The organism is Mucilaginibacter roseus (genome assembly GCF_021215455.1).
Classification (GTDB): Bacteria; Bacteroidota; Bacteroidia; order Sphingobacteriales; family Sphingobacteriaceae; genus Mucilaginibacter; species Mucilaginibacter roseus.
Genome location: NZ_JAJPWV010000003.1, coordinates 392,371 through 411,823 on the forward strand (window position 1 = coordinate 392,371; position 19,453 = coordinate 411,823).

At 45.8% G+C, this 19,453-nt stretch carries 18 protein-coding genes; 10 read left to right on the plus strand and 8 right to left on the minus strand.

Going from position 1 to position 19,453, the window contains the following annotated elements; all coding sequences use genetic code 11:
- Positions 1-85: 85 nt before the first annotated feature.
- The 3 genes from LT679_RS10810 (at position 86) to LT679_RS10820 (ending at position 4,983) form a co-directional block, all read left to right on the plus strand.
- On the plus strand, positions 86-2,530 hold the full coding sequence (locus tag LT679_RS10810) for an outer membrane beta-barrel family protein (protein ID WP_232177603.1): 2,445 nt from the start codon (positions 86-88) through the stop codon (positions 2,528-2,530).
- Positions 2,531-2,539: 9 nt separating this feature from the next.
- Positions 2,540-2,887, plus strand: a complete 348-nt coding sequence (locus LT679_RS10815; RefSeq protein ID WP_232177604.1) for a Spx/MgsR family RNA polymerase-binding regulatory protein — start codon at positions 2,540-2,542, stop codon at positions 2,885-2,887.
- A 128-nt stretch (positions 2,888-3,015) separates the two neighbouring features.
- The gene (locus LT679_RS10820; RefSeq protein WP_232177605.1) at positions 3,016-4,983 is read left to right on the plus strand and encodes a M1 family metallopeptidase; all 1,968 of its coding nucleotides are present in this window, start codon (positions 3,016-3,018) and stop codon (positions 4,981-4,983) included.
- 61 nt (positions 4,984-5,044) lie between these two features.
- Here LT679_RS10820 and LT679_RS10825 read toward each other — a convergent pair whose 3' ends face one another.
- Positions 5,045-5,485: a carboxymuconolactone decarboxylase family protein gene (locus tag LT679_RS10825; protein ID WP_232177606.1), complete on the minus strand. Its 441-nt coding sequence runs from the start codon at positions 5,483-5,485 to the stop codon at positions 5,045-5,047.
- A gap of 126 nt (positions 5,486-5,611) precedes the next feature.
- On the minus strand, positions 5,612-7,093 hold the full coding sequence (gene crtD / locus LT679_RS10830) for a 1-hydroxycarotenoid 3,4-desaturase CrtD (RefSeq protein ID WP_232177607.1): 1,482 nt from the start codon (positions 7,091-7,093) through the stop codon (positions 5,612-5,614).
- A 74-nt stretch (positions 7,094-7,167) separates the two neighbouring features.
- Between crtD and LT679_RS10835 the strand changes: the two genes are divergently transcribed.
- On the plus strand, positions 7,168-7,785 hold the full coding sequence (locus LT679_RS10835) for a rhomboid family intramembrane serine protease (RefSeq protein ID WP_232177608.1): 618 nt from the start codon (positions 7,168-7,170) through the stop codon (positions 7,783-7,785).
- On the opposite strand, the gene LT679_RS10840 is transcribed toward LT679_RS10835, so the two are convergent.
- Complete coding sequence (locus LT679_RS10840) at positions 7,782-8,771, minus strand: hypothetical protein (RefSeq protein WP_232177609.1); 990 nt, start codon at positions 8,769-8,771, stop codon at positions 7,782-7,784. The genes LT679_RS10835 and LT679_RS10840 overlap by 4 nt on opposite strands.
- Positions 8,772-8,826: 55 nt before the next feature.
- Here LT679_RS10840 and LT679_RS10845 point away from each other — a divergent pair, with 55 nt between their 5' ends.
- Positions 8,827-9,840, plus strand: coding sequence for a dipeptide epimerase (locus LT679_RS10845; RefSeq protein ID WP_232177610.1), 1,014 nt, complete (start codon positions 8,827-8,829; stop codon positions 9,838-9,840).
- Here LT679_RS10845 and LT679_RS10850 read toward each other — a convergent pair.
- Both LT679_RS10850 and LT679_RS10855 read right to left on the minus strand, forming a co-directional pair.
- Positions 9,837-10,025: a DUF6358 family protein gene (locus LT679_RS10850; RefSeq protein ID WP_232177611.1), complete on the minus strand. Its 189-nt coding sequence runs from the start codon at positions 10,023-10,025 to the stop codon at positions 9,837-9,839. The two genes, LT679_RS10845 and LT679_RS10850, sit on opposite strands and share 4 nt — an antisense overlap.
- 2 nt (positions 10,026-10,027) lie before the next feature.
- On the minus strand, positions 10,028-10,342 hold the full coding sequence (locus LT679_RS10855; protein ID WP_232177612.1) for a rhodanese-like domain-containing protein: 315 nt from the start codon (positions 10,340-10,342) through the stop codon (positions 10,028-10,030).
- A 250-nt stretch (positions 10,343-10,592) separates the two neighbouring features.
- Here LT679_RS10855 and LT679_RS10860 point away from each other — a divergent pair, with 250 nt between their 5' ends.
- The 3 genes from LT679_RS10860 (at position 10,593) to LT679_RS10870 (ending at position 15,015) form a co-directional block, all read left to right on the plus strand.
- The gene (locus LT679_RS10860; RefSeq protein ID WP_232177613.1) at positions 10,593-11,711 is read left to right on the plus strand and encodes a DUF4407 domain-containing protein; all 1,119 of its coding nucleotides are present in this window, start codon (positions 10,593-10,595) and stop codon (positions 11,709-11,711) included.
- Positions 11,712-11,810: 99 nt separating this feature from the next.
- Complete coding sequence (locus LT679_RS10865; RefSeq protein WP_232177614.1) at positions 11,811-13,712, plus strand: M61 family metallopeptidase; 1,902 nt, start codon at positions 11,811-11,813, stop codon at positions 13,710-13,712.
- Positions 13,713-13,716: 4 nt separating this feature from the next.
- A complete protein-coding gene (locus tag LT679_RS10870) occupies positions 13,717-15,015 on the plus strand; it encodes a M20/M25/M40 family metallo-hydrolase (RefSeq protein ID WP_232177615.1) in 1,299 nt (432 codons plus the stop codon).
- A 14-nt stretch (positions 15,016-15,029) separates the two neighbouring features.
- Here the strand turns inward: LT679_RS10870 and LT679_RS10875 are convergent, their stop codons facing one another.
- Complete coding sequence (locus LT679_RS10875; RefSeq protein WP_232177616.1) at positions 15,030-15,383, minus strand: MmcQ/YjbR family DNA-binding protein; 354 nt, start codon at positions 15,381-15,383, stop codon at positions 15,030-15,032.
- A 79-nt stretch (positions 15,384-15,462) separates the two neighbouring features.
- Here LT679_RS10875 and pepT point away from each other — a divergent pair, with 79 nt between their 5' ends.
- Together pepT and dinB are read left to right on the plus strand one after the other, a co-directional pair.
- The gene (gene pepT, locus LT679_RS10880; RefSeq protein WP_232177617.1) at positions 15,463-16,710 is read left to right on the plus strand and encodes a peptidase T; all 1,248 of its coding nucleotides are present in this window, start codon (positions 15,463-15,465) and stop codon (positions 16,708-16,710) included.
- Between the two features lie 11 nt (positions 16,711-16,721).
- The gene (dinB, locus tag LT679_RS10885) at positions 16,722-17,822 is read left to right on the plus strand and encodes a DNA polymerase IV (protein WP_232177618.1); all 1,101 of its coding nucleotides are present in this window, start codon (positions 16,722-16,724) and stop codon (positions 17,820-17,822) included.
- Between the two features lie 3 nt (positions 17,823-17,825).
- Here dinB and LT679_RS10890 read toward each other — a convergent pair whose 3' ends face one another.
- Both LT679_RS10890 and LT679_RS10895 read right to left on the minus strand, forming a co-directional pair.
- Positions 17,826-18,437 (minus strand): DUF1684 domain-containing protein, encoded by a 612-nt coding sequence (locus LT679_RS10890; protein WP_232177619.1) that lies wholly within the window; start codon positions 18,435-18,437, stop codon positions 17,826-17,828.
- 2 nt (positions 18,438-18,439) lie between these two features.
- Positions 18,440-19,441, minus strand: a complete 1,002-nt coding sequence (locus tag LT679_RS10895; RefSeq protein ID WP_232177620.1) for a hypothetical protein — start codon at positions 19,439-19,441, stop codon at positions 18,440-18,442.
- Between the last annotated feature and the right edge of the window lie 12 nt (positions 19,442-19,453).

Consider the following 19,453-nt stretch of genomic DNA (forward strand, 5'->3'; position numbering starts at 1 on the left):
ATTGTTAAACAGCCGCTTGATGTAACATGGCCTGGGTAACTTGCGCCCAACTTACACTTGCACACCACACACAGAAACCTAAAAAATGAAAGCCACTTTACTCACAGTTTTATGCTGTATACTATCCGTATGCCTTTTTGCACAGGCACCGGCCGGTAACATTTCCGTAAAAGGAGTTGTTATTGACTCCACCACCAATAAACCGCTTGACTTTGTGACTGTTGCTTTGCAGGATGCAGGTACCAAATTACCCGTAAAAAGCGCGCTATCAAAAGGCGACGGCAGCTTTACCCTTAGCGCACCAGCCGGCAAGCAATACCAGCTTGTATTGGCCTTTGTTGGTTACAACAATAAAGTAATAACGCTCGAAAATAAACCGGCTATTGATTTGGGACGCATTATATTTTCGGCATCATCAAAGCAACTGGGCGAGGTGCAGATCAGTGCCGTTAAACCGGTAATGAAACAGGAAGTTGACCGCCTGAGCTATGATGTGCAGGCCGATCCGGAAAGTAAGGCTTATACCGCTTTGGATATGATGCGTAAGGTTCCGTTATTGAGTGTAGATGCATCTGACGCCATCAAGCTGAAAGGCAGCGGCGCTTACAAAATATTGGTCAATGGCAAAGAATCAGCGTTGATGGCAAAAAATCCTTCGGATGTATTGAAGGCCATGCCTGCAACTAATATCCTCAAAATTGAGGTAATTACTACACCACCTGCCAAGTATGATGCAGAAGGGTTGGCAGGTATAATAAACATCATCACTAAAACCAATGCCGACGAAGGTTATAATATCGGCATTAACGCGCGTCATAATACGGTGTGGGGACAAGGTATTAACCTGAATGGCACCGTTAAAAAAGGCAAATTTGGTTTTGCGGGCTACGTGGGCGCAGGCCGCCAACCGGAGAATGAAAACACATCCGACAATAGCCAGCGCCGCATTGCCGACAACTCCCTGCTGCTGCAAAATGGCGTTAACCGGTTTGACGGCAATTACATGTATGCCAATGGCGAATTGAGCTTTGAGATAGATACGCTGAACCTGCTTACCGGTTCATTCGAGATGTATAAGGAAAAGAACAATCAATCAAATAACCAGTTCTCCCAATTATTTGATGGCACTGATGTGGTTACCCAGCGTTACAGGCAATTAAGCAATAGCTTAAGCCACTACACCGGGGTTGATGCAGCTTTGAACTATCAGTTAGGCTTTAAAAAGAGCAAGGAACAATTACTTACCTTATCCTACAAATACAGTTCCTCGCCTAACGACCAAACTACTGAAAACACCTTTAGCGAAACGTTGAATTACCGTCAGGCCGACTTTTTGCAACGTAACGATCAGGGTATAAAGGAACATACCGTACAGCTGGACTACGTGCATCCGCTAAAAAAGATAAATATTGAGGCCGGTGCCAAAGGCATATTACGTAATAACTATAGTGATTTCGCTACCGACACATTGATTAGTCCGGGAATTTATAACCGCAACGACTCGCAATCTAACATATTTGATTACCAGCAGAATGTTTACAGCGCTTACAACTCATACCAGTTGAAGGGCGAAAAATGGTCGGCCAAAGCGGGTTTACGATTGGAGTACACCACCATCAATGCCACATTCGCTGCCGGTCAGCCGGAGTTGAACACCAACTACAATAACCTGATCCCATCCATATCTATCCAGCGTAAGCTAAAAAGCAGCAGCGTTAACCTGGGCTTTACCCAACGCATACGCAGGCCAGGCATTTACCAGCTTAACCCCTTTGTTGATCGCTCTAATCCGCTCTTTATCAGCTCGGGTAACCCGAACCTGAAACCTGAGCTTAATAACACTTTTGAACTTACCTACAGCAACTTCTCAAAAGGGTCTGTCAATATTGGTTTAAGCTACGCGTTTTCAAATAACTCCATACAAAGTGTTACCAGCTTCAGGGATACGGTGATCAACAGTCAAAACCAAAAGATTACTACAACCAATTTTGAGAACATTGGCAGCAACAGAACGCTGGGGCTGAATGTGAATACCAATTACGATATCACCAAAAAACTATCGTTAAGCCTGAATGGCCAGGTATCACGCATTTGGCTGGAGGGCACTTACAACGGTAAGCTATACAACAACGCCGGATATATAGGCAATGCCTTTGCTAACATTGGTTACAAGTTTGATAAAGGTTACCGCGTTGGCCTTAACGCGGGTTACTTTAGCGGCTCGGTAACCTTACAGGGCAAATCAAGGTTCTTTATGTATAACTCATATGTAGTAAGCAAGGAGTTTTGGGATAAGAACGCCAGTATATCTTTAGTGGCAAATAACCCTTACGGCCGTTTCTGGAAAAATACCTCAACCACCATTACGCCTGATTTTATACAGAACTCCACTTACAACCAGATATACCGCCACTTTGCCATACGCGTAAGCTATAAATTTGGCAAGCTAAGCGGCGAGATCAAAAAGAACCAGCGCGGCATCAATAACGATGACAAGAGCGGTGGTAAAAGTGGCGGCGGAAATGGTTAATTTTACATCATGAAAGTGTATGGAATAACTAACTGCAACACGGTAAAAAAAGCCCTCGACTGGCTGAAAGAAAACAAAGTTGATTACGAGTTTCACGATTTCAAGAAACTGGGCGTCAGCAATGAAAAACTTGGCGAGTGGGACCAAAAAGCCGGTTACGAAAAGTTTTTAAACAAACAGGGCCTCACCTGGAAACAGCTTGATCCGGCGGTTAAAGAAAGCGTGAAAACCAATACTGACGCGCTGAAACTTTTACAGGAGAAAACCAGCATGATAAAGCGCCCCGTTATAGAGGATGGCGATTATTTGTACTTCGGTTTTAACGAGGATATTTATAAAGCGCATTTTAATAAATAACTTAAGGCAGCCTGACGGCTGCCTTTTTTGTTTACACGGAACTTATCACGGTAACAATAGCTTTACCTCTTTCTTCAATTACAGGTATTTATGGTATACTTGCTATAAATATTATAAAACTGATTAACATGACCTTTAAGTACGTAGCCGGCGCTATGCTGGCTTTAATGGCTATTGCACACACCGGCATAGCCCAGGCTCAGGACGCATCCGGATCAAAGTATGATTATCATGATGCTTTCGGCCCTAACTTTTACACCAAAAACGGCAATGAATACCGTGCCGCAACCGGCGAGCCAGGCCCTAAATACTGGCAAAACCGTGCCGACTACCAGCTAACCGCCAGGCTGAACGACAAAACCAACGAAATTACGGGTACCGAAGTACTTACTTATACCAACAATAGTCCGCAAAAATTAGGTTTTATATGGATGCACCTTGACCAGAACCTGTTTAAGCAGGATTCGCGTGGGTCAGCCATTGTACCGCCAACCGGCAGCCGTAACGGTGGCCGCGGACAGGTATTTGATGCCGGCCATAAAATTAAATCAGTTAAACTGGTTGGTAACGATACCGAACTGAAATACATCATCAATGATACCCGCATGCAGGTATTTTTGCCTAAAGATGTAGCTGCCGAAGGTGGACAAATTAAACTACGCATTGAATTTTCATACATCAGCCCTGACTACGGATCTGACCGTACCGGCATTCTGAATACCAAAAACGGCAAAGTGTTTACAGTTGCACAATGGTATCCGCGCGTTTGCGTGTTTGATGAAGTAATGGGTTGGAATGTTCTGCCTTACACCGGTCCGGCTGAGTTCTACCTGGAATATGGTGATTTTGACCTGAGCATTACAGCTCCGGCAAACCACATTGTGGTAGCATCAGGCGAGTTGCTTAACCCTGCTGAGGTTTATACTGCCGAGCAGCAAAAACGCTGGGCGCAAGCAGCGCAAAGCGATCAAACGGTAATTATCCGTTCGGCTAAAGAAGTTACCAGCCCGGCATCACGCCCGGCAGGTAAAACCGAGCTGACATGGAAGTTCCGCATTAAGAATGCCCGCGACGCATCATGGGCTTCATCAGCATCATTCATCATTGATGCCGCCAAAATGAACCTTCCAAGCGGAAAAAAATCTATCGCTATATCAGCTTACCCTGAAGAAAGTGACGGCAATGATGCCTGGGGCCGCTCAACCGAATACGTTAAAAAATCAGTAGAGTATAACTCGAAGAAATGGTATGAGTACCCTTACCCTGCCGCAACCGCTGTTGCCGGTATTGTAGGTGGTATGGAATATCCAGGCATCGTTTTCTGCGGATACAAAGCTAAAAAAGGCAGCCTTTGGGGTGTTAACGATCACGAATTCGGCCATACCTGGTTCCCGATGATTGTTGGCTCAAACGAGCGCGTTTACGGTTGGATGGATGAAGGCTTCAATACCTTTATCAATACCCTGACTACTGAAGACTTCAACAATGGCGAATACGCTAATAAACGCCCGATGGACATGCAGCGCGTTGGCGAGTTTGCAACTAAACCTGACCTGGAAACCGTATTGAGCGCACCTGCCAACATGAAGGAAAAGAACATTGGTATGCTGCTTTACTTTAAACCGGGTTTTGGCCTTACCATGCTGCGCGAGCAGGTTTTGGGCAAAGAGCGTTTTGACCTGGCTTTCCGCACCTACATTGAGCGTTGGGCATTTAAACACCCTACGCCTGATGACTTCTTCCGCACGATGGAAAACGTTGGTGGCGAGAGCCTGCAATGGTTTTGGCGCGGTTGGTTTGTTAACAACTGGCGACTTGATGTTGCGGTTAACAGCGTAAAGAATGTTGATGTTGATCCATCTAAAGGAGTATACATTACTCTTACCAATATGGAAAAAATGGCCATGCCGGTTCCGTTAGAAATTAAATACAAAAGCGGTAAAACCGAAATGGTAAGGCTGCCGGTTGAAATTTGGGAGCGTAACGTATCATTCGTTTACAAACACCCATCAACCGAAGAAGTGGTTCAGGTAACTTACGACCCTGAAAAAACAATGCCTGACTTTAATCCGGACAATAACGTTTGGAAAAAATAGTCTTATAAAAGCGAAACGGCCTCCAAATTGGAGGCCGTTTCGCTTTTATACATACCGGCCATTATGCCTTTTCAGGCATCAGGTGGGTAGTAATGGCTATCCTGTTCCATGCATTGATAGTTACGGCAGCCACAATCACTTGTCCGGTTTTCTCTTCACCTAATACACTTACTGCTTGCTGGTAAGTAGCTTCCTTAACATGCCCTTGTATGTTGGTGATCTCCTCAGTTAAAGCCAGCACTGCTTGCTCTTCGGCTGTAAAAAAGTCGGTGTCACGCCAACCGGGCAGCACATAAATGCGTTGTTCGCTTTCACCGGCCTTGCGAGCATCTTTGGTGTGCATATCCAAACAGTAGGCACAACCATTTATTTGCGAGGCGCGGATTTTTATCAGTTCATGAAGCTTTTTATCTAAACCGCTTTTTTGCACATAAGCTTCAAGGCCATACATGGCTTTAAAAGCGTCCGGTAATATCTCGTGTATTTTGATCCTGGTTTCCATGATATTTCTTAATTTTTAAAATGTGATTAAATGTTTTTGCCGGCGTTTACAATACAAAGGTGCATCGCAACGGGCAGCAAAATCTTAATCTCGATTAAGAAATGCAGGATGTAAGAAATCTTTTATTTAAGAGGTAGTCGGGATAAGATCGCCCACAATTTTTGCCGATAACAGGCACAAGGGTATACCACCTCCCGGGTGTACGCTGCCGCCACAGAAGTACAGGTTCTTTATTTTAGACGAACGGTTGGCGTGCCTTAAAAACGCCGCGAACTGGTTGTTGGAACTGGTGCCGTACAGCGAGCCCTGGTATGATGAAGTGCGGCTTTCAATACTGCGCGGGTCGAGTACACTTTCACTTTGGATAAGTGAGGATATGTCTTCGCCCAATAAACGGCTTAGCTTATTGATGATGTTGGTACGGGCAAGATCAATCAGCGCGTCCCAGTCTTGCCCTTTGTTAGCCGGCACGTTTATCATCACAAACCAGTTTTCGTTGCCTTCAGGCGCATCGTCAGGTTTTAGTTTCGAGCTGATGTTGAGGTAGACTGTAGGGTCAGCTCCGATTGTTCCATCATTCCAGATGCTATTGAACTCCGCCTCATAATCGGCGCTAAAGAAAATATTGTGCAGATCAAGCTGTTTAAACTGCTTGCTGATTCCCCAGTAAAATATTAATGCCGAGCTGCTCCGCTCCTGCTGTAATATTTTTTTGGGGTGGATGCCGGGCAGATGGCTAAGTAGCTTTTTATAGGTGAACCATACATCCATGTTGGATATGATGATATCCGCCGTTTTGATCTGGTTATTCACTTTTATACCTATAGCTTTGTTATCCTCAACCAAAATCTGCTCAACCGGACTGTTATAATAAAAACTTACGCCCAACTCCTCCGCCAGTTTAACCAGGGATGATGTAATGCTGTACATACCACCATCCGGAAAATATGCGCCGAAATGTTGCTCAAAATACGGGATAACATTCAGCGTTGCGGGTGCCTTGTAGGGGTTTGAACCGTTGTAGGTAGCATACCTGTCATAAAACTGCACCAGTCGTTTGTCTTTAAAAAAAGAGTTATTTGCCTTGTGCATACTCCGCATGGCATCAATACCCGGCAAGCGCAAAATAGATTTTATGGTAGGCCAGCGTAAGTAAGTACTTAACCGGTGTAACGATCGCTCTAAGAAAACATGGTTGGTAATATCATATATCCGGCGGCTGTTATCAGCATATCTACGTAAGTTCTCAGGCGCTTCCTGAGTTTTCGCCGATAGTTCTTGTACCAATTCATCACTGTTGGCATAAGCGGATAAACGTGTGCCATCCTCATAAAAATAATTGCAAACGGTATCGAGTTGCTGATAATTGAAATACCGGCGCGGGTTTTTACCTGCCAATACAAAAAGCTCGTCAACATATTGCGGCATGGTGAACAGGCTTGGCCCCGCGTCAAAGCGATAGCCCTGCTGTTCAAACTCCGATAGCTTGCCACCCGGATAAGCATTCGCTTCATACACCTCCACGGCATAGCCTTTTACCGCCAAACGGATAGCCGTTGCTATACCGGCAATACCGGCTCCTACAATAATGGCTTTTGGCTGGGGCATGTGGGCAAAAGTACTATTAAAAACATATCTTCGTTGTTGTGCAGGTTAACTGCCCCGTTTAATATTTGTTTTAAATGATAGAATATATTGAGACGGCCCCGGTGGCCTGTATGATATTTTTAATTACGATTGTAACCTCGCTTTACGCGTTCTCAAATGAGACCGTTTACCGCAAGTTCACGCTACATCCCTACAGCATTTCGAGGGGGCAATACCTGTATACCCTCATCACCAGCGGATTGATCCACAAGGATTGGGGGCACCTGTTTTTCAACATGCTATCGTTTTACTTTTTTGCTTTTACGTTAGAGAGGACTGTAGGCCATTGGCAATTTGGTTTGATTTACCTGGTAAGTCTTGTATTAAGTGATTTGCCAACGGTAGCCAAGCATCGCCATAACCAATGGTATTATAGTTTGGGCGCCTCAGGTGCAATCAGCGCGGTGGTGTTTGCCTTTATACTGTTTTATCCAAAGGCCGGAATGGGCTTATTACTTATCCCTATATATATACCTGCGTACATTTTTGGTTTTCTTTACCTGATATACTGCACTTACTCCTCGCGATACGCGCAAGATGGCATTAACCACGATGCGCACTTTTATGGTGCGCTAAGTGGAATTATCCTCACCATAATGGTGTTTCCGCAGGTTATTAAGATATTTTTTAACGCTTTTGGAATTATTATTTAAACCGGCAACTGTATTGTATCTGCCGGTATAAAATTACCATCGGCGTCAAACAAAAAGCTCATCGGTTCCTCCGGGTTCTTGATGATCTCGAACAGCAGGAAACCCCAGTTTTTCCAGAAGTTCTCCAGTACTTGTCCGTAAGTTTTGGTTACCCAGTGATCAAATAACGGCTTGCTGCTCATGCCGCGCAGGGGCATGGCTTCCAGGTAAATGGTATCGTTAACCGGCAATATATTGTACTCGGGCAAGCGGTTAAACAGGTAGGCTGAGTAAAAGAATTTAGCGTTCAACTCCTCAAACTGTATAGGATGCAGCGGCTGTCCTATTATTTTATCCAGCTTTTCCTTATGGTAGTTGGCATTGGTACCGTTATCCTGCAGGCAGATGATGATACCAAAATCTTTTATCCGCAACGAAAAAGTAAGGGTATTGATCTCATCGCGGTAGCCAAACACATCATCGGCATTGTTAACACGGAACAACACCAAACTAAAAGGCTTAAACTCATCAAACTCTAAAGACAGGTTGATGCTTTGCAACATCAGGTGCAAATGCGTAAACTTATGTATAATAGCCTGCGACATGCTGAACTCCTCGCCCTGCGCGTGCTGCTGCCTGATGCCGGCTTGTATCTCATTAAAAATTATACCGTACAACAGCTTGCCCGCCCACTGAAAAAGCTTTATATCATCCAAACGGCTAACACCTTCGTAACCTTGTTCAAAGGCCGCGGCTATTTCACGCTCCAACGGCTCGAGGTATTGCTCGTTCACGGCAGCCGAGCAGGGCAATTTCAGGTCTTTGTAAGTAGCCATACTTTCATCGAGCAGCTTAAAGGGCTTATCTTCCAGGCCGTAGGTGCTCATCAGCCATTGGGGGAATACCTGTATCTTCTCTTCGGATGTGCTTAATGCCTCGCCGGTTAAAAAGCAGTTACGGTTGCTAAAATTGAAATTGCTGAACGGATTATAAAGTTGTTGCGGCATACCGGCAAAGATAAGCACGTTTTTGATTGCAAAACTTTAGCTTTGATTTTATAACATGCAACTGACTTACCGCCCATACCAACTGCAACTCCAACACCCGTTCACTATTGCCAAATTTACCCGCACGGCCACACCCATTATGCTGGTTGAAATTGCGCATGAGGGATATGTGGGGTATGGCGAGGCATCCATGGTGCCTTACATGGGCGAAAGCCACGAAACAGCCGCGGCTTTTTTAAATAAGGTTGAGGTAAGCCGCTTCAGTTATCCGTTCGATTACGAATCGGTTATCAATTACCTTGATGAACTTGCACCCGGTAACCCGGCTATTAAATCAGCTATTGACATTGCCCTGCACGACCTGGACGGTAAACTGCGCAAAACGCCATGCTGGCAGTTGCTTAGCAGTGATCCGGCGTTGATGCCACCAACCAGCTATACCATTGGTATTGACACGCCGGAAATGGTGCGCCAAAAAGTACTTACCGCGCCTGAAGTAAAAGTGTTAAAGGTTAAGCTGGGGCGAGAGAACGATAAGCAATTGATAGAAACCATCCGCTCGGTAACCGATTTGCCATTGTACGCTGATGCTAACCAGGGTTGGACGGACAAGCAGCACGCATTAGACATGATAAACTGGCTGCACGAAAAACGCGTGCAACTGATTGAGCAACCCATGAACAAGTTGGATGTCGACGGCAACACCTGGCTTACAGCGCATAGTCCGATCCCCGTTATTGGCGATGAAGCGGTGCAACGCCTGCCTGATGTGGAAAAGGCCGCTGGTGTTTATCATGGCATCAATATCAAACTGATGAAATCGGCGGGGATGTATGAAGGTTTACAGATCATAAAAAAAGCCCGATCGCTCGGGCTAAAAGTTTTGATAGGCAGTATGAGCGAAACAAGCTGTGCCACGCTGGCGGCTGCCGCCCTTGCCCCGCAATGTGACTGGGCAGATCTGGATGGGCCATTGTTGACCACCAATAACCCTTACACAATGCCTGGCTTTGCAAACGGCCGCTGGCAATTAAGCAGCCAACCGGGGTTAGGACTTATTCAGCGTTAACATTTTTTGGTGAGCTGGCGCACCTCTTTTATCAGGCGTACCTTTAAAATAATAAGCATTACGGCTACAAATGCCGCCCCTAATAACCAGCTCCAGTGTTTTTGTAGAAAACCTTCGTAGGCTATAAACAGGCATACAATAATGCCCACGTTGTACAGCACATTAAGCGCTACCTTTTTGCCCATAATTAATATACCTGTATGCTTGGGTCAATTTCAGCCTGCCATGCCAGTATACCGCCTTTAAGGTTGTACAGGTTGGTAAAACCCTGCTGCTCCAGTTGCATAATAGCGGCGGCACTGCGTTTACCACTGCGGCACATTACAACAACCGGTTTATCTTTATAAAGCTTATCCGTTTCTATCAAAATGCCGCCCAGCGGAATGTGCTGACCGCCGATGTTAGAAGTTTGGTACTCAAAATCTTCTCTAACGTCAATCAGTTGAAAATCCTCGCCGCGGTCAAGTTTCTCTTTTAGCTCCTGTACGGTTATCTCGTTCATGGTATTTAAATATATTTTCAAATGTATGATTTTTTAGTAAACGGCGATCTTTAGGCCACTGATGCGCCTGCAATTCTTTACATTATGCTGTCATTATTCGTCTTAACTTAGCTAAACCATTGATGCTTAAAAGCATCTGAAAAATAAACGCCGCAACAGATTATCCTCAAACAAAAAAATGTTTAACCGCTAACTGTAACAATAGCTAAGCGCGAGCGTTTTATATAAAGTTTACGTAGACAACGGATTGATGAAAAAAATTACCCGCTTCTTTTGGTTCTGCTCAGGAGCGCATATAGAAACGCTTAAAAAATACCCTATCGAGCATAACAAATATGTGGGCATAGGGGCAACCATATTTTTTACCGCTTTATTTGCCGCCTTGTCCGGTGGTTATGCCATGTACTTTGTATTTAGCGGCAGCGCATTTGCCGTTGGCTTCGCTATTTTGTTTGGTTTGCTGTGGGGCACGGCCATTTTTAATATGGACCGTTACATTGTATCAAGCATTAATAAAGAAGGCACCACCAACCAGCAGATATTGCAGGCATCGCCACGTATTTTACTGGCGATTATGATAGGCATCGTTATCTCGCGCCCGCTGGAACTAAAGATTTTTGATAAGGAAATCCGCGGCAAGCTCAAAACCTCATACCTTAAAGGCCAGCAACGTAAAATTGATACGCTGCAAAAAACCTATCAGGGCAAATACGCCATGGAACTTGGTAAAAATGCAGAGTTGAAAAAGGAAAAAGATTCGTTAGAGCGCGACATTAACCGCTCTCGCTTTCAACTTAACCAGGAAGTTTTTGGCGATAAAACCAACCAAACATCAGGCGTGGTAGGCTATGGCACCTATGCCAAGCAAAAGGAAGCTGTACTGAAGGAAAAGCAGGACAGGCTAAAAACAGTTACCAACGACATGGCCAATATGGAGCTGTACCTGAGTGCCCGGAAGAACTACGAAGGGCTTAACAGCACCAAGCTATTTTCGGACAAGCAACTGGACAGTTTGGCAAACGTTGCCGGATTCTCTGACCGTAACTGGGCGCTGGGGCAATTATCATATAATGACAAGGGCGAGCGCGACCTGGATACCTACCTGGCTATATCATTTATAGGCTACCTGTTTATATTATTTGAGTGCTTACCGGTGTTGGTTAAGCTGATGTCACCTAAAGGGCCTTATGATGTAGCGATGGGTAAAATTGCCGAAGCCAACATTCACTATGCCGAGCGCGACAAAGAGCGTGATATGGCCGTTACCGACAATGTGTACGACCATCACCTGGAAGCGGATGTGGACAAGCGAAAGCGCATCATCACCGGGCAGTCCGAATATGACCTGAGCAGGCATAGTTATGATTAACAGGCAGCTATGGACTTATACCGTATAGGTAATCAATAATTTACGTGTTTGTTAAGTTATAAACTCGTAATTTTCCGGCTGTTTATTTAACTGCACTTCATGAAAAAATTGTTACTTACAGCAGTTGTATGCCTGGCGGTATCCTCAACGTTTGGCCAGCGTAAGCGCCACCGTTCGCGCCCGGTTTACAGCAGCAGCCCTGTTTATTATACGGTATCGTTTCCTAACGCGGTACACCACGAAGCCGAAATTGTAATGACGCTGACCTCAGTGCCGCAAGGCCCTTTGCGTGTGCGCATGAGCCGCTCATCACCGGGCAGGTATGCCACACACGAGTTCGGCAAGAACATTTATAACGTTAAAGCCTACACCAACAAGGGTACCGAGCTGCCCATCAAGCAAATTGAGGGCGATGTGTATGAGATCCCCTCGCATCAATCCGTAGTAAACATCAGCTATACGCTGTTTGGCAACTGGGTTGATGGCACATATGCCGGTATTGATGCAGGCCAGGCACACCTGAACATGCCCGCCTCGTTTATGTGGGCTGTTGGGTTTGACCGCCGCCCGGTAAAAATTCAATTCATCGATCTGGATAAGCACCAGTGGAAGGTATCATCACAACTTAAATACGAGGGCAACGCCACTTACACTGCGCCCAACCTGCAATACATGATGGACAGCCCTACCGAATTATCGGGCTACAAACAGGTGAGTTGGGAAGTAACTAATCCAACCGGCAAAAGGCAAAAAATCAATCTGAACGTATATTCAGACGATAATCAGCAAGTAATCAACTCCTTTGCGCAAATGGTGCAAAAGGTGGTTTTAGAGGAGCAAGCCGTGTTTGGCGAACTGCCGGACTACGATTATGGCGAATACACCTTTATCAACAACGTACACTCTACCGTTAATGGCGATGGTATGGAGCACCGCAACTCCACTATTATTACCGACCCGATTGATAAGATAGAAGGTAACGAGGTACAGGTGCTAGGTACGTTCTCACATGAGTACTTCCATAGCTGGAATGTAGAGCGCATCCGTCCGAAATCATTAGAACCGTTTGATTTTACCCATGCTAACCAAAGCAGTGAATTATGGTTTGCCGAGGGCTTTACCCAATATTACGGCGAAATGCTGCTGAAACGAGCAGGCTTTTATACGGTTGATGATTACGCGCAGGTATTGGACGGATTAGTGAATTCGGCACTAAACACGCCGGGCGCTAAAAAGTATCCGCCGGTGCAAATGAGCCGCTACGCGGTTTTTGCAGATGCGGGCGTATCTATCGACATGAATAACAACTCGAATATTTTTACCTCCTACTATGTGTATGGCGGCGCAACAGCCCTGGCGCTTGACCTGCGCCTGCGTGCCGAGTTCAACCTCACGCTGGATGATTATATGCGCTTTGTATGGAAAAAATACGGCAAAACCGAAAAGCCCTACACCGTGCCTATGCTGCAGTTAGCGCTTGCCCAGTTCACCAAGGAACCTGCTTTCGCCTCTGATTTTTTCAGGCAATATATTTATGGCATCGAGAAAAACAACTACGAAGCGCTGTTAGCAAACGCAGGATTTTTGGTAAGTAAAGCAAGTGCTGATAAGGCTTGGGCAGGCAATTTATCCACAGGTGGCGGCAGGGTAAAATCAGGCCAGGCGCATGCTTCGTATGCCGGTGACGGTGTGCTGATTGCTATACCAACCGTACAAAACACACCATGGTACAAAGCCGGGCTTGATGCCGGTGATGTAATATTGACCATTGACGGGCAAACCGTGAAAACGGCGAAAGACATTGAGGGCATCATCGGCTCAAAAAAGCCGGGCGATAAGCTGGCCGTTAAATACCGTAATCGCAGCGGCGAACATAATACAAATGTGACACTTGAAGTAAGCCCATATTACGATGTGATCAGCTTTGAAAAGGCAGGCAAAACATTGAGCAAGGAGCAGGAAACATTCAGAAACAACTGGCTACAATCAAAAGTAAAATAACACCATGATAAAAAGATTTTTAGCGGCGGGATTGCTGCTTAGCGCAACGGTGGGAGCCTATGCGCAGAATGTGAACAAGCTGATTGTTCAGGAAGATGTAGGCAAGATCATCAAAACCCTCTCGGCAGATGATATGCAGGGCCGCGGCAGCTTTACGCCGGGAATTGACAAGGCCGCCAAATTTATTGAGGGCGAGTTTAAAAAAGCAGGCCTTACCCCGCTTACCGGCGAAAAGGATTTCCGCCAGTCGTTCAGCGTAATACGCTCCACCCCGGTAAGCATACAGGCCAGCATTAACGGCAAACCGGTACTTACTGAAAATGCCTTCGCTATGGCAGGCGCATCATTTAAATGGACTGTCGCCAGTGGTGCCGAAGTAGCTACATTAGCCGCCGGGCAGGATTTTCGTACTGAATATCGCAAGTACCTGTCATCAGGCAAGAACATGCTGATTTTGGTTGACCCATCATTCGCCGACATATTTGGCCGTTTGCGCAACCGTGCTATGGGCGGCAATGTGAGCATGAAGGTTGATAGCAGCCAGTCGTTAGTGTTTGTATTGGGCAAGTTTGATAACCCATCTAACTACGAAATAAACTACCAGGTAAAAAACGAGGAAGCACCGTTATTTAATGTAGCGGGCATGATTAAGGGCAAAACCAAACCTGATGAGTACGTTGTTTTCTCAGGCCATTATGATCACCTCGGTATCATCAAACCAACGGATAAGGATAGCATTGCCAACGGCGCTGATGATGATGCGTCGGGTACAACGGCGGTTATCGCGTTAGCTAATTATTATAAAAAGCTAAATAACAACGCCCGTACTTTGATCTTTGTAGCCTTTACAGCTGAGGAAATTGGCGGTTACGGTTCGCAATATTTTTCGGGCAAGGTTGATCCGGATAAAACGGTGGCCATGTTTAATATCGAGATGATTGGCAAGGCGTCAAAATTTGGTACTAACTCGGCATTTATTACGGGCTATGAACGGTCTGACTTTGGTACCATCCTGCAAAAAAACCTGGAAGGTACTGCCTTTAAGTTCCATCCTGATCCATACCCGGAGCAGCAATTATTTTACCGCAGTGATAACGCTACCCTGGCAAGGCATGGCGTACCGGCGCACACCATCTCAACCGATCAGATTGATATTGATAAACTGTATCACACGGTGAAGGATGAATACAGCTCGTTGGATGTAAACAACATTACCTCAACCATACGTGCCATAGCGCTAAGCTCGCGCAGTATTGTGGCCGGTAAGGATACGCCAACACGCATCCCAAAAATGGAAGATTAATATTTATATCGACCTTATTTTTCAGAAACTATTTCGGCCTGCTGTTTTTTCGGCAGGCTTTTTAGTATCAGCTCATACGAGTGGTCGATCATTTGGTGAAGCTGTTTTATGGTAAGGCTGCCGTCCATCTGCACGGTGTTCCAGTGTGTTTTATTCATGTGGTAACCGGGCTGCACTTCGGGGTGTTGCTCACGCAGTTCAACGGCCAGCTCAGGGTCACACTTGGCGTTAAAGCTATTGCCGTCAAGCCCTGCAAGCAGAAATATTTTGCCGCCGACCTTAAATACCAGCGTGTCATCACCGAACGGAAAACTCTCTTCGGCAGCGGGTTTGGTAAGGCAGTAGTCGCGCAGTTCTTCAATATTCATGGCAAAAGGTATTTTATGCGATTTGTCAAAAATACCTTTTTAGGTTTCAATTGTTAAACGGATAATTATTATTGTAACTATGAATCTGTCAGCCCTCACTTATACCGTTACCGAACGCTTTTTGCGTTATGTAACTATCGATACCCAGTCGGACCCGGAATCGCCGACCAGCCCATCAACCGAAAAGCAAAAAGATCTGGGCCGGGTGCTGGTTGCCGAACTGCTTGAAATTGGCCTTGCCGATGCGCATATGGATGAACATGGCTATGTATATGCCACCGTTCCCGCAAATACAGATAAGGATGTGCCGGTGATTTGCTTCTGCTCGCACATGGATACCGCGCCCGACTGCAGCGGAAAAGGTGTAAAGCCGATAGTACATCAAAATTATACCGGTGCTGACATTGTATTGCCTGATGATGAAACGCAGGTGATCCGCCTGGCTGATCATCCTGACCTGAAAAACCAATTAGGCAATGACATTATAACGGCCAGCGGCAATACGCTGCTGGGTGCCGACAACAAGGCTGGTGTTGCCGAGATAATGGATGCCTGTCTCCAGTTGATGAAAAACCCGCAGATAAAGCACGGTATCATCAAAATATTGTTCACCCCTGACGAAGAAATTGGCCGCGGCGTGGATAAGGTGAACCTTGGAAAAGTAGGCGCTTATGCTGCCTATACCATGGATGGCGAAAGCGCGGGCAACCTCGAAAACGAAACCTTTTCTGCCGATGGTGCCAAACTGACCATTAACGGCGTGAGCGCGCACCCCGGTTTTGCTAAAGGAAAAATGGAAAGCGCCATTAAAATTGCCGGTGAAATTATTGCCGCCCTGCCGTTTGAGCTTTCGCCGGAGGGGACAGAAGGAATGGAAGGGTTTATTCACCCGGTAGGGATACAAGGCCACGTGGAAACTGCGACGATTGAATTTATACTGCGCGATTTTGATGAGGAGAAACTCCATGCCCATGCCGAAACATTAAAGCGCGTTACCGATGAGGTATTAGAAAACTACCCCGCATCCTCCTACTCCCTTAAAATAGCCGAACAATACCGCAACATGAAGGTGGTACTGGATCAGCATCCCGAAATAACAGAATACGGACTGGAGGCTATCCGCCGTGCGGGTATGGAGGCCAAATTGTGCAGCATACGCGGCGGTACAGATGGTTCGAGATTGTCATTTATGGGTTTACCTTGCCCTAATATTTTTGCCGGCGAACACGCGTTCCATAGCAAGCAGGAATGGGTATCGGTACAAGATATGCAAAAGGCGGTTGATACCATTCTGCACCTATGCGCCATCTGGGAAGAAAAAGCTTAATAATTTATCCCATGCCCGAAGACGCTCAACATACCCGCCGAAAGATCATCCATATTGATATGGATGCCTTTTACGCGTCGGTTGAACAGCGCGATCATCCCGAATATCGCGGCAAAGCTTTAGTAGTAGGCGGCCTGCCCGAAGGGCGGGGCGGTGTGGTTGCTACAGCGAGTTATGAGGCCCGTAAGTTTGGCGTACGCTCGGCCATGCCATCAAAGCAGGCGCTGCAATTGTGCCCTCATGCTATTTTTGTGCGACCACGGTTCGCGGTATATAAAGAGGTGTCGCAAAAGATCAGGGAGATATTTCGCAGATATACTGACCTGATCGAGCCGTTATCACTGGATGAAGCCTACCTGGACGTAACTACCGATAAACTGGAAATAGGATCGGCCATTGAGATAGCCAGACAGATTAAGGATGCCATAAAAACCGAACTGCAATTAACCGCTTCGGCCGGGGTATCCATTAATAAGTTTGTGGCTAAAATAGCGTCGGACATGAACAAGCCCGACGGACTCACCTTTATCGGCCCCTCGCAATTAGCGGCGTTTATGGAAAAGCTGCCGGTAGAGAGGTTCTTTGGCGTAGGCAAGGTTACCGCCACCAAAATGAAAAATATGGGCCTGCATACCGGTGCAGATCTGAAACGCCTCAGCGAAGATGAAATGGTAAAAGCCTTTGGCAAGGCCGGGCGATTTTATTACCAGATAGTTCGTGGAATTGATAACCGGGCGGTTCAACCCCACCGTGAAACCAAATCAGTTGGCGCGGAAGATACTTTTGCTTATGACCTTACCCAATTAGATGAAATGAACCCTGAGCTCGACCGTATTGCCGAAACGGTAGCCACACGCCTGGAGCGCTATAAACTGAAAGGCCGCACGGTAACACTCAAGGTAAAGTATCACGATTTCAGGCAGATCACCCGCAACCAATCGGTTATTACTCCTGTTTATATAGCTGCCGAGATCGCACAGATCGCTAAACAGTTGCTGGCCGTAGCCGCTACTGATGATATGAAGGTACGCCTGCTGGGCATTTCTCTTTCCAACTTTGGCGAACCGCAGCGTAAAGCTGAACCACATACCGATCAGTTACGGTTGTTTTGATCATCAGTGTTTCTTTTCTCCGGCAAACGCCTTTTCACCGGCCTCAACACGTATGCCCAGCTTATTTTCCATAGGCGGTACCGGGCAGCGGTATCCATCGCTGTAAGCACAGTAAGGGTTGTAGGCCTTATTAAAATCGATAGCTAAAGCGCCGTTCTTAATATCAGTAGCGTTGATATCAATATAACGCCCTCCGGGATAAGATTCAGCAGCGTTTGTTTGATCGGTAAAGGGAAGAAAGAGATAATCCTTGTACTGCGGGATGGCGGTAAGGGACAGGCTTTTAAATAAGGTTAAGTGCAATTGCTTACCCTTCAGCGTAAATGTAAGTTTTGCAAAACGCACATACTCCTGGCTGCTGCCATTAAATGTAGTCAACTTAATCACCGGCTGATCTTGTAACAGTTCAACTTTAGCAACAATACTATAGGTGCTGTCCGCATCAAAAAAGCGCAGGTTGGGTAAATCTTCCGCCTTTAACGGAGAGCGTTGTTCGGCCAAAAAATCATCCTTGTACTTTTGCCGGTGAGCTGCAATCTGCTCTTTAAAGCTCTGTGCATTTGCTGTGGTTATTGCCGTTAACAAGCCGATAGATAACAATAGCTTTTTCATCATCACTACTTAAGCTTATGCGCCATCTCAAAAAACCTAACCTGCTTTGTCACGCTTGGCCGCTCATTATAGGCCGAATAATAAACATAGGCTTTATTTTGGTCAACCCCCGGCATAATAGCAGGTAAGGCTTTGCGTATGGCCAGGTTCTCAGCCTTTAAAGCAGCAGTATCCTTTAAGTCGATTTTAGATTGATAGCAAATTTGAGGAAAACTACCCTCAGGAGTAGTCTTATTAAACACACCAAAAATCCTGGGATTGGTAGCGACACCTTTAATGGTATAAGGGAAAGGATAAAGTTTATTCGCGTCAGCACCTACGGTAGCATATATTTCTGCCATAGGTTGCTCAAAAGTATATTGCCATACTCCGCTTGGATGCAGGCAGCTCATGGTAAGCGCCAGCGTATTTAACGCCTCTACAACCTGCCCTTGGGCATAGCTTTGCTTAGCGTAACTATAAAGCTGCGATGCGGTTTTATTATTGATGGTATACGGCCCTACATCTATTTTACACAAACGCCAGCCATAGTTATAATTAGCGTACATAATGGTAATCATCTCCTTGTTAGGCCCTTTCTTTGGCGTTAAAAAAGCAAGGTACATCTCCTCTGCAAAAGCAGGGTATATCAGTTGATATGCATCCAGGCCATTGTTACTGGCCAAAATGGTATCACGGTCATTATACTTGTTAACAACATAGTACTCGTTCATTACGGAGTAACTACTATCCGCCTTTAACCGGTTAGCCACTAACTCTATCTCCCTTTTTGTAGCCGGATCGTCAAGCAATTCCTTTGAGAGCATGTTCTCCAGTGTTTGTTTGTCATCGGTTCGCATGGCCTTTATCAGGTCGGTATTTAATTCGTGAAAGTGCTGGCGTTCGTCAATGTTAATTTTATCGTCTTTCCAAAATCCCGGCTTTTGATGTTTGCAGCTTTGGGTAACGGTGGCTATAGTAAATAAGGCCACCACGGTGCGTGATAGTTTAAGTAATAGGGGTTTCATGAGAGCGTAAAT

Excerpts from the sequence above, each read along its gene's own strand:
- LT679_RS10810 (WP_232177603.1), top strand. The coding sequence starts at position 86 with ATGAAAGCCACTTTACTCACAGTTTTATGCTGTATACTATCCGTATGC.
- LT679_RS10815 (WP_232177604.1), top strand. The coding sequence starts at position 2,540 with ATGAAAGTGTATGGAATAACTAACTGCAACACGGTAAAAAAAGCCCTC.
- LT679_RS10820 (WP_232177605.1), top strand. The coding sequence starts at position 3,016 with ATGACCTTTAAGTACGTAGCCGGCGCTATGCTGGCTTTAATGGCTATT.
- LT679_RS10825 (WP_232177606.1), bottom strand. The coding sequence starts at position 5,485 with ATGGAAACCAGGATCAAAATACACGAGATATTACCGGACGCTTTTAAA.
- crtD (WP_232177607.1), bottom strand. The coding sequence starts at position 7,093 with ATGCCCCAGCCAAAAGCCATTATTGTAGGAGCCGGTATTGCCGGTATA.
- LT679_RS10835 (WP_232177608.1), top strand. The coding sequence starts at position 7,168 with ATGATAGAATATATTGAGACGGCCCCGGTGGCCTGTATGATATTTTTA.
- LT679_RS10840 (WP_232177609.1), bottom strand. The coding sequence starts at position 8,771 with ATGCCGCAACAACTTTATAATCCGTTCAGCAATTTCAATTTTAGCAAC.
- LT679_RS10845 (WP_232177610.1), top strand. The coding sequence starts at position 8,827 with ATGCAACTGACTTACCGCCCATACCAACTGCAACTCCAACACCCGTTC.
- LT679_RS10850 (WP_232177611.1), bottom strand. The coding sequence starts at position 10,025 with ATGGGCAAAAAGGTAGCGCTTAATGTGCTGTACAACGTGGGCATTATT.
- LT679_RS10855 (WP_232177612.1), bottom strand. The coding sequence starts at position 10,342 with ATGAACGAGATAACCGTACAGGAGCTAAAAGAGAAACTTGACCGCGGC.
- LT679_RS10860 (WP_232177613.1), top strand. The coding sequence starts at position 10,593 with ATGAAAAAAATTACCCGCTTCTTTTGGTTCTGCTCAGGAGCGCATATA.
- LT679_RS10865 (WP_232177614.1), top strand. The coding sequence starts at position 11,811 with ATGAAAAAATTGTTACTTACAGCAGTTGTATGCCTGGCGGTATCCTCA.
- LT679_RS10870 (WP_232177615.1), top strand. The coding sequence starts at position 13,717 with ATGATAAAAAGATTTTTAGCGGCGGGATTGCTGCTTAGCGCAACGGTG.
- LT679_RS10875 (WP_232177616.1), bottom strand. The coding sequence starts at position 15,383 with ATGAATATTGAAGAACTGCGCGACTACTGCCTTACCAAACCCGCTGCC.
- pepT (WP_232177617.1), top strand. The coding sequence starts at position 15,463 with ATGAATCTGTCAGCCCTCACTTATACCGTTACCGAACGCTTTTTGCGT.
- dinB (WP_232177618.1), top strand. The coding sequence starts at position 16,722 with ATGCCCGAAGACGCTCAACATACCCGCCGAAAGATCATCCATATTGAT.
- LT679_RS10890 (WP_232177619.1), bottom strand. The coding sequence starts at position 18,437 with ATGATGAAAAAGCTATTGTTATCTATCGGCTTGTTAACGGCAATAACC.
- LT679_RS10895 (WP_232177620.1), bottom strand. The coding sequence starts at position 19,441 with ATGAAACCCCTATTACTTAAACTATCACGCACCGTGGTGGCCTTATTT.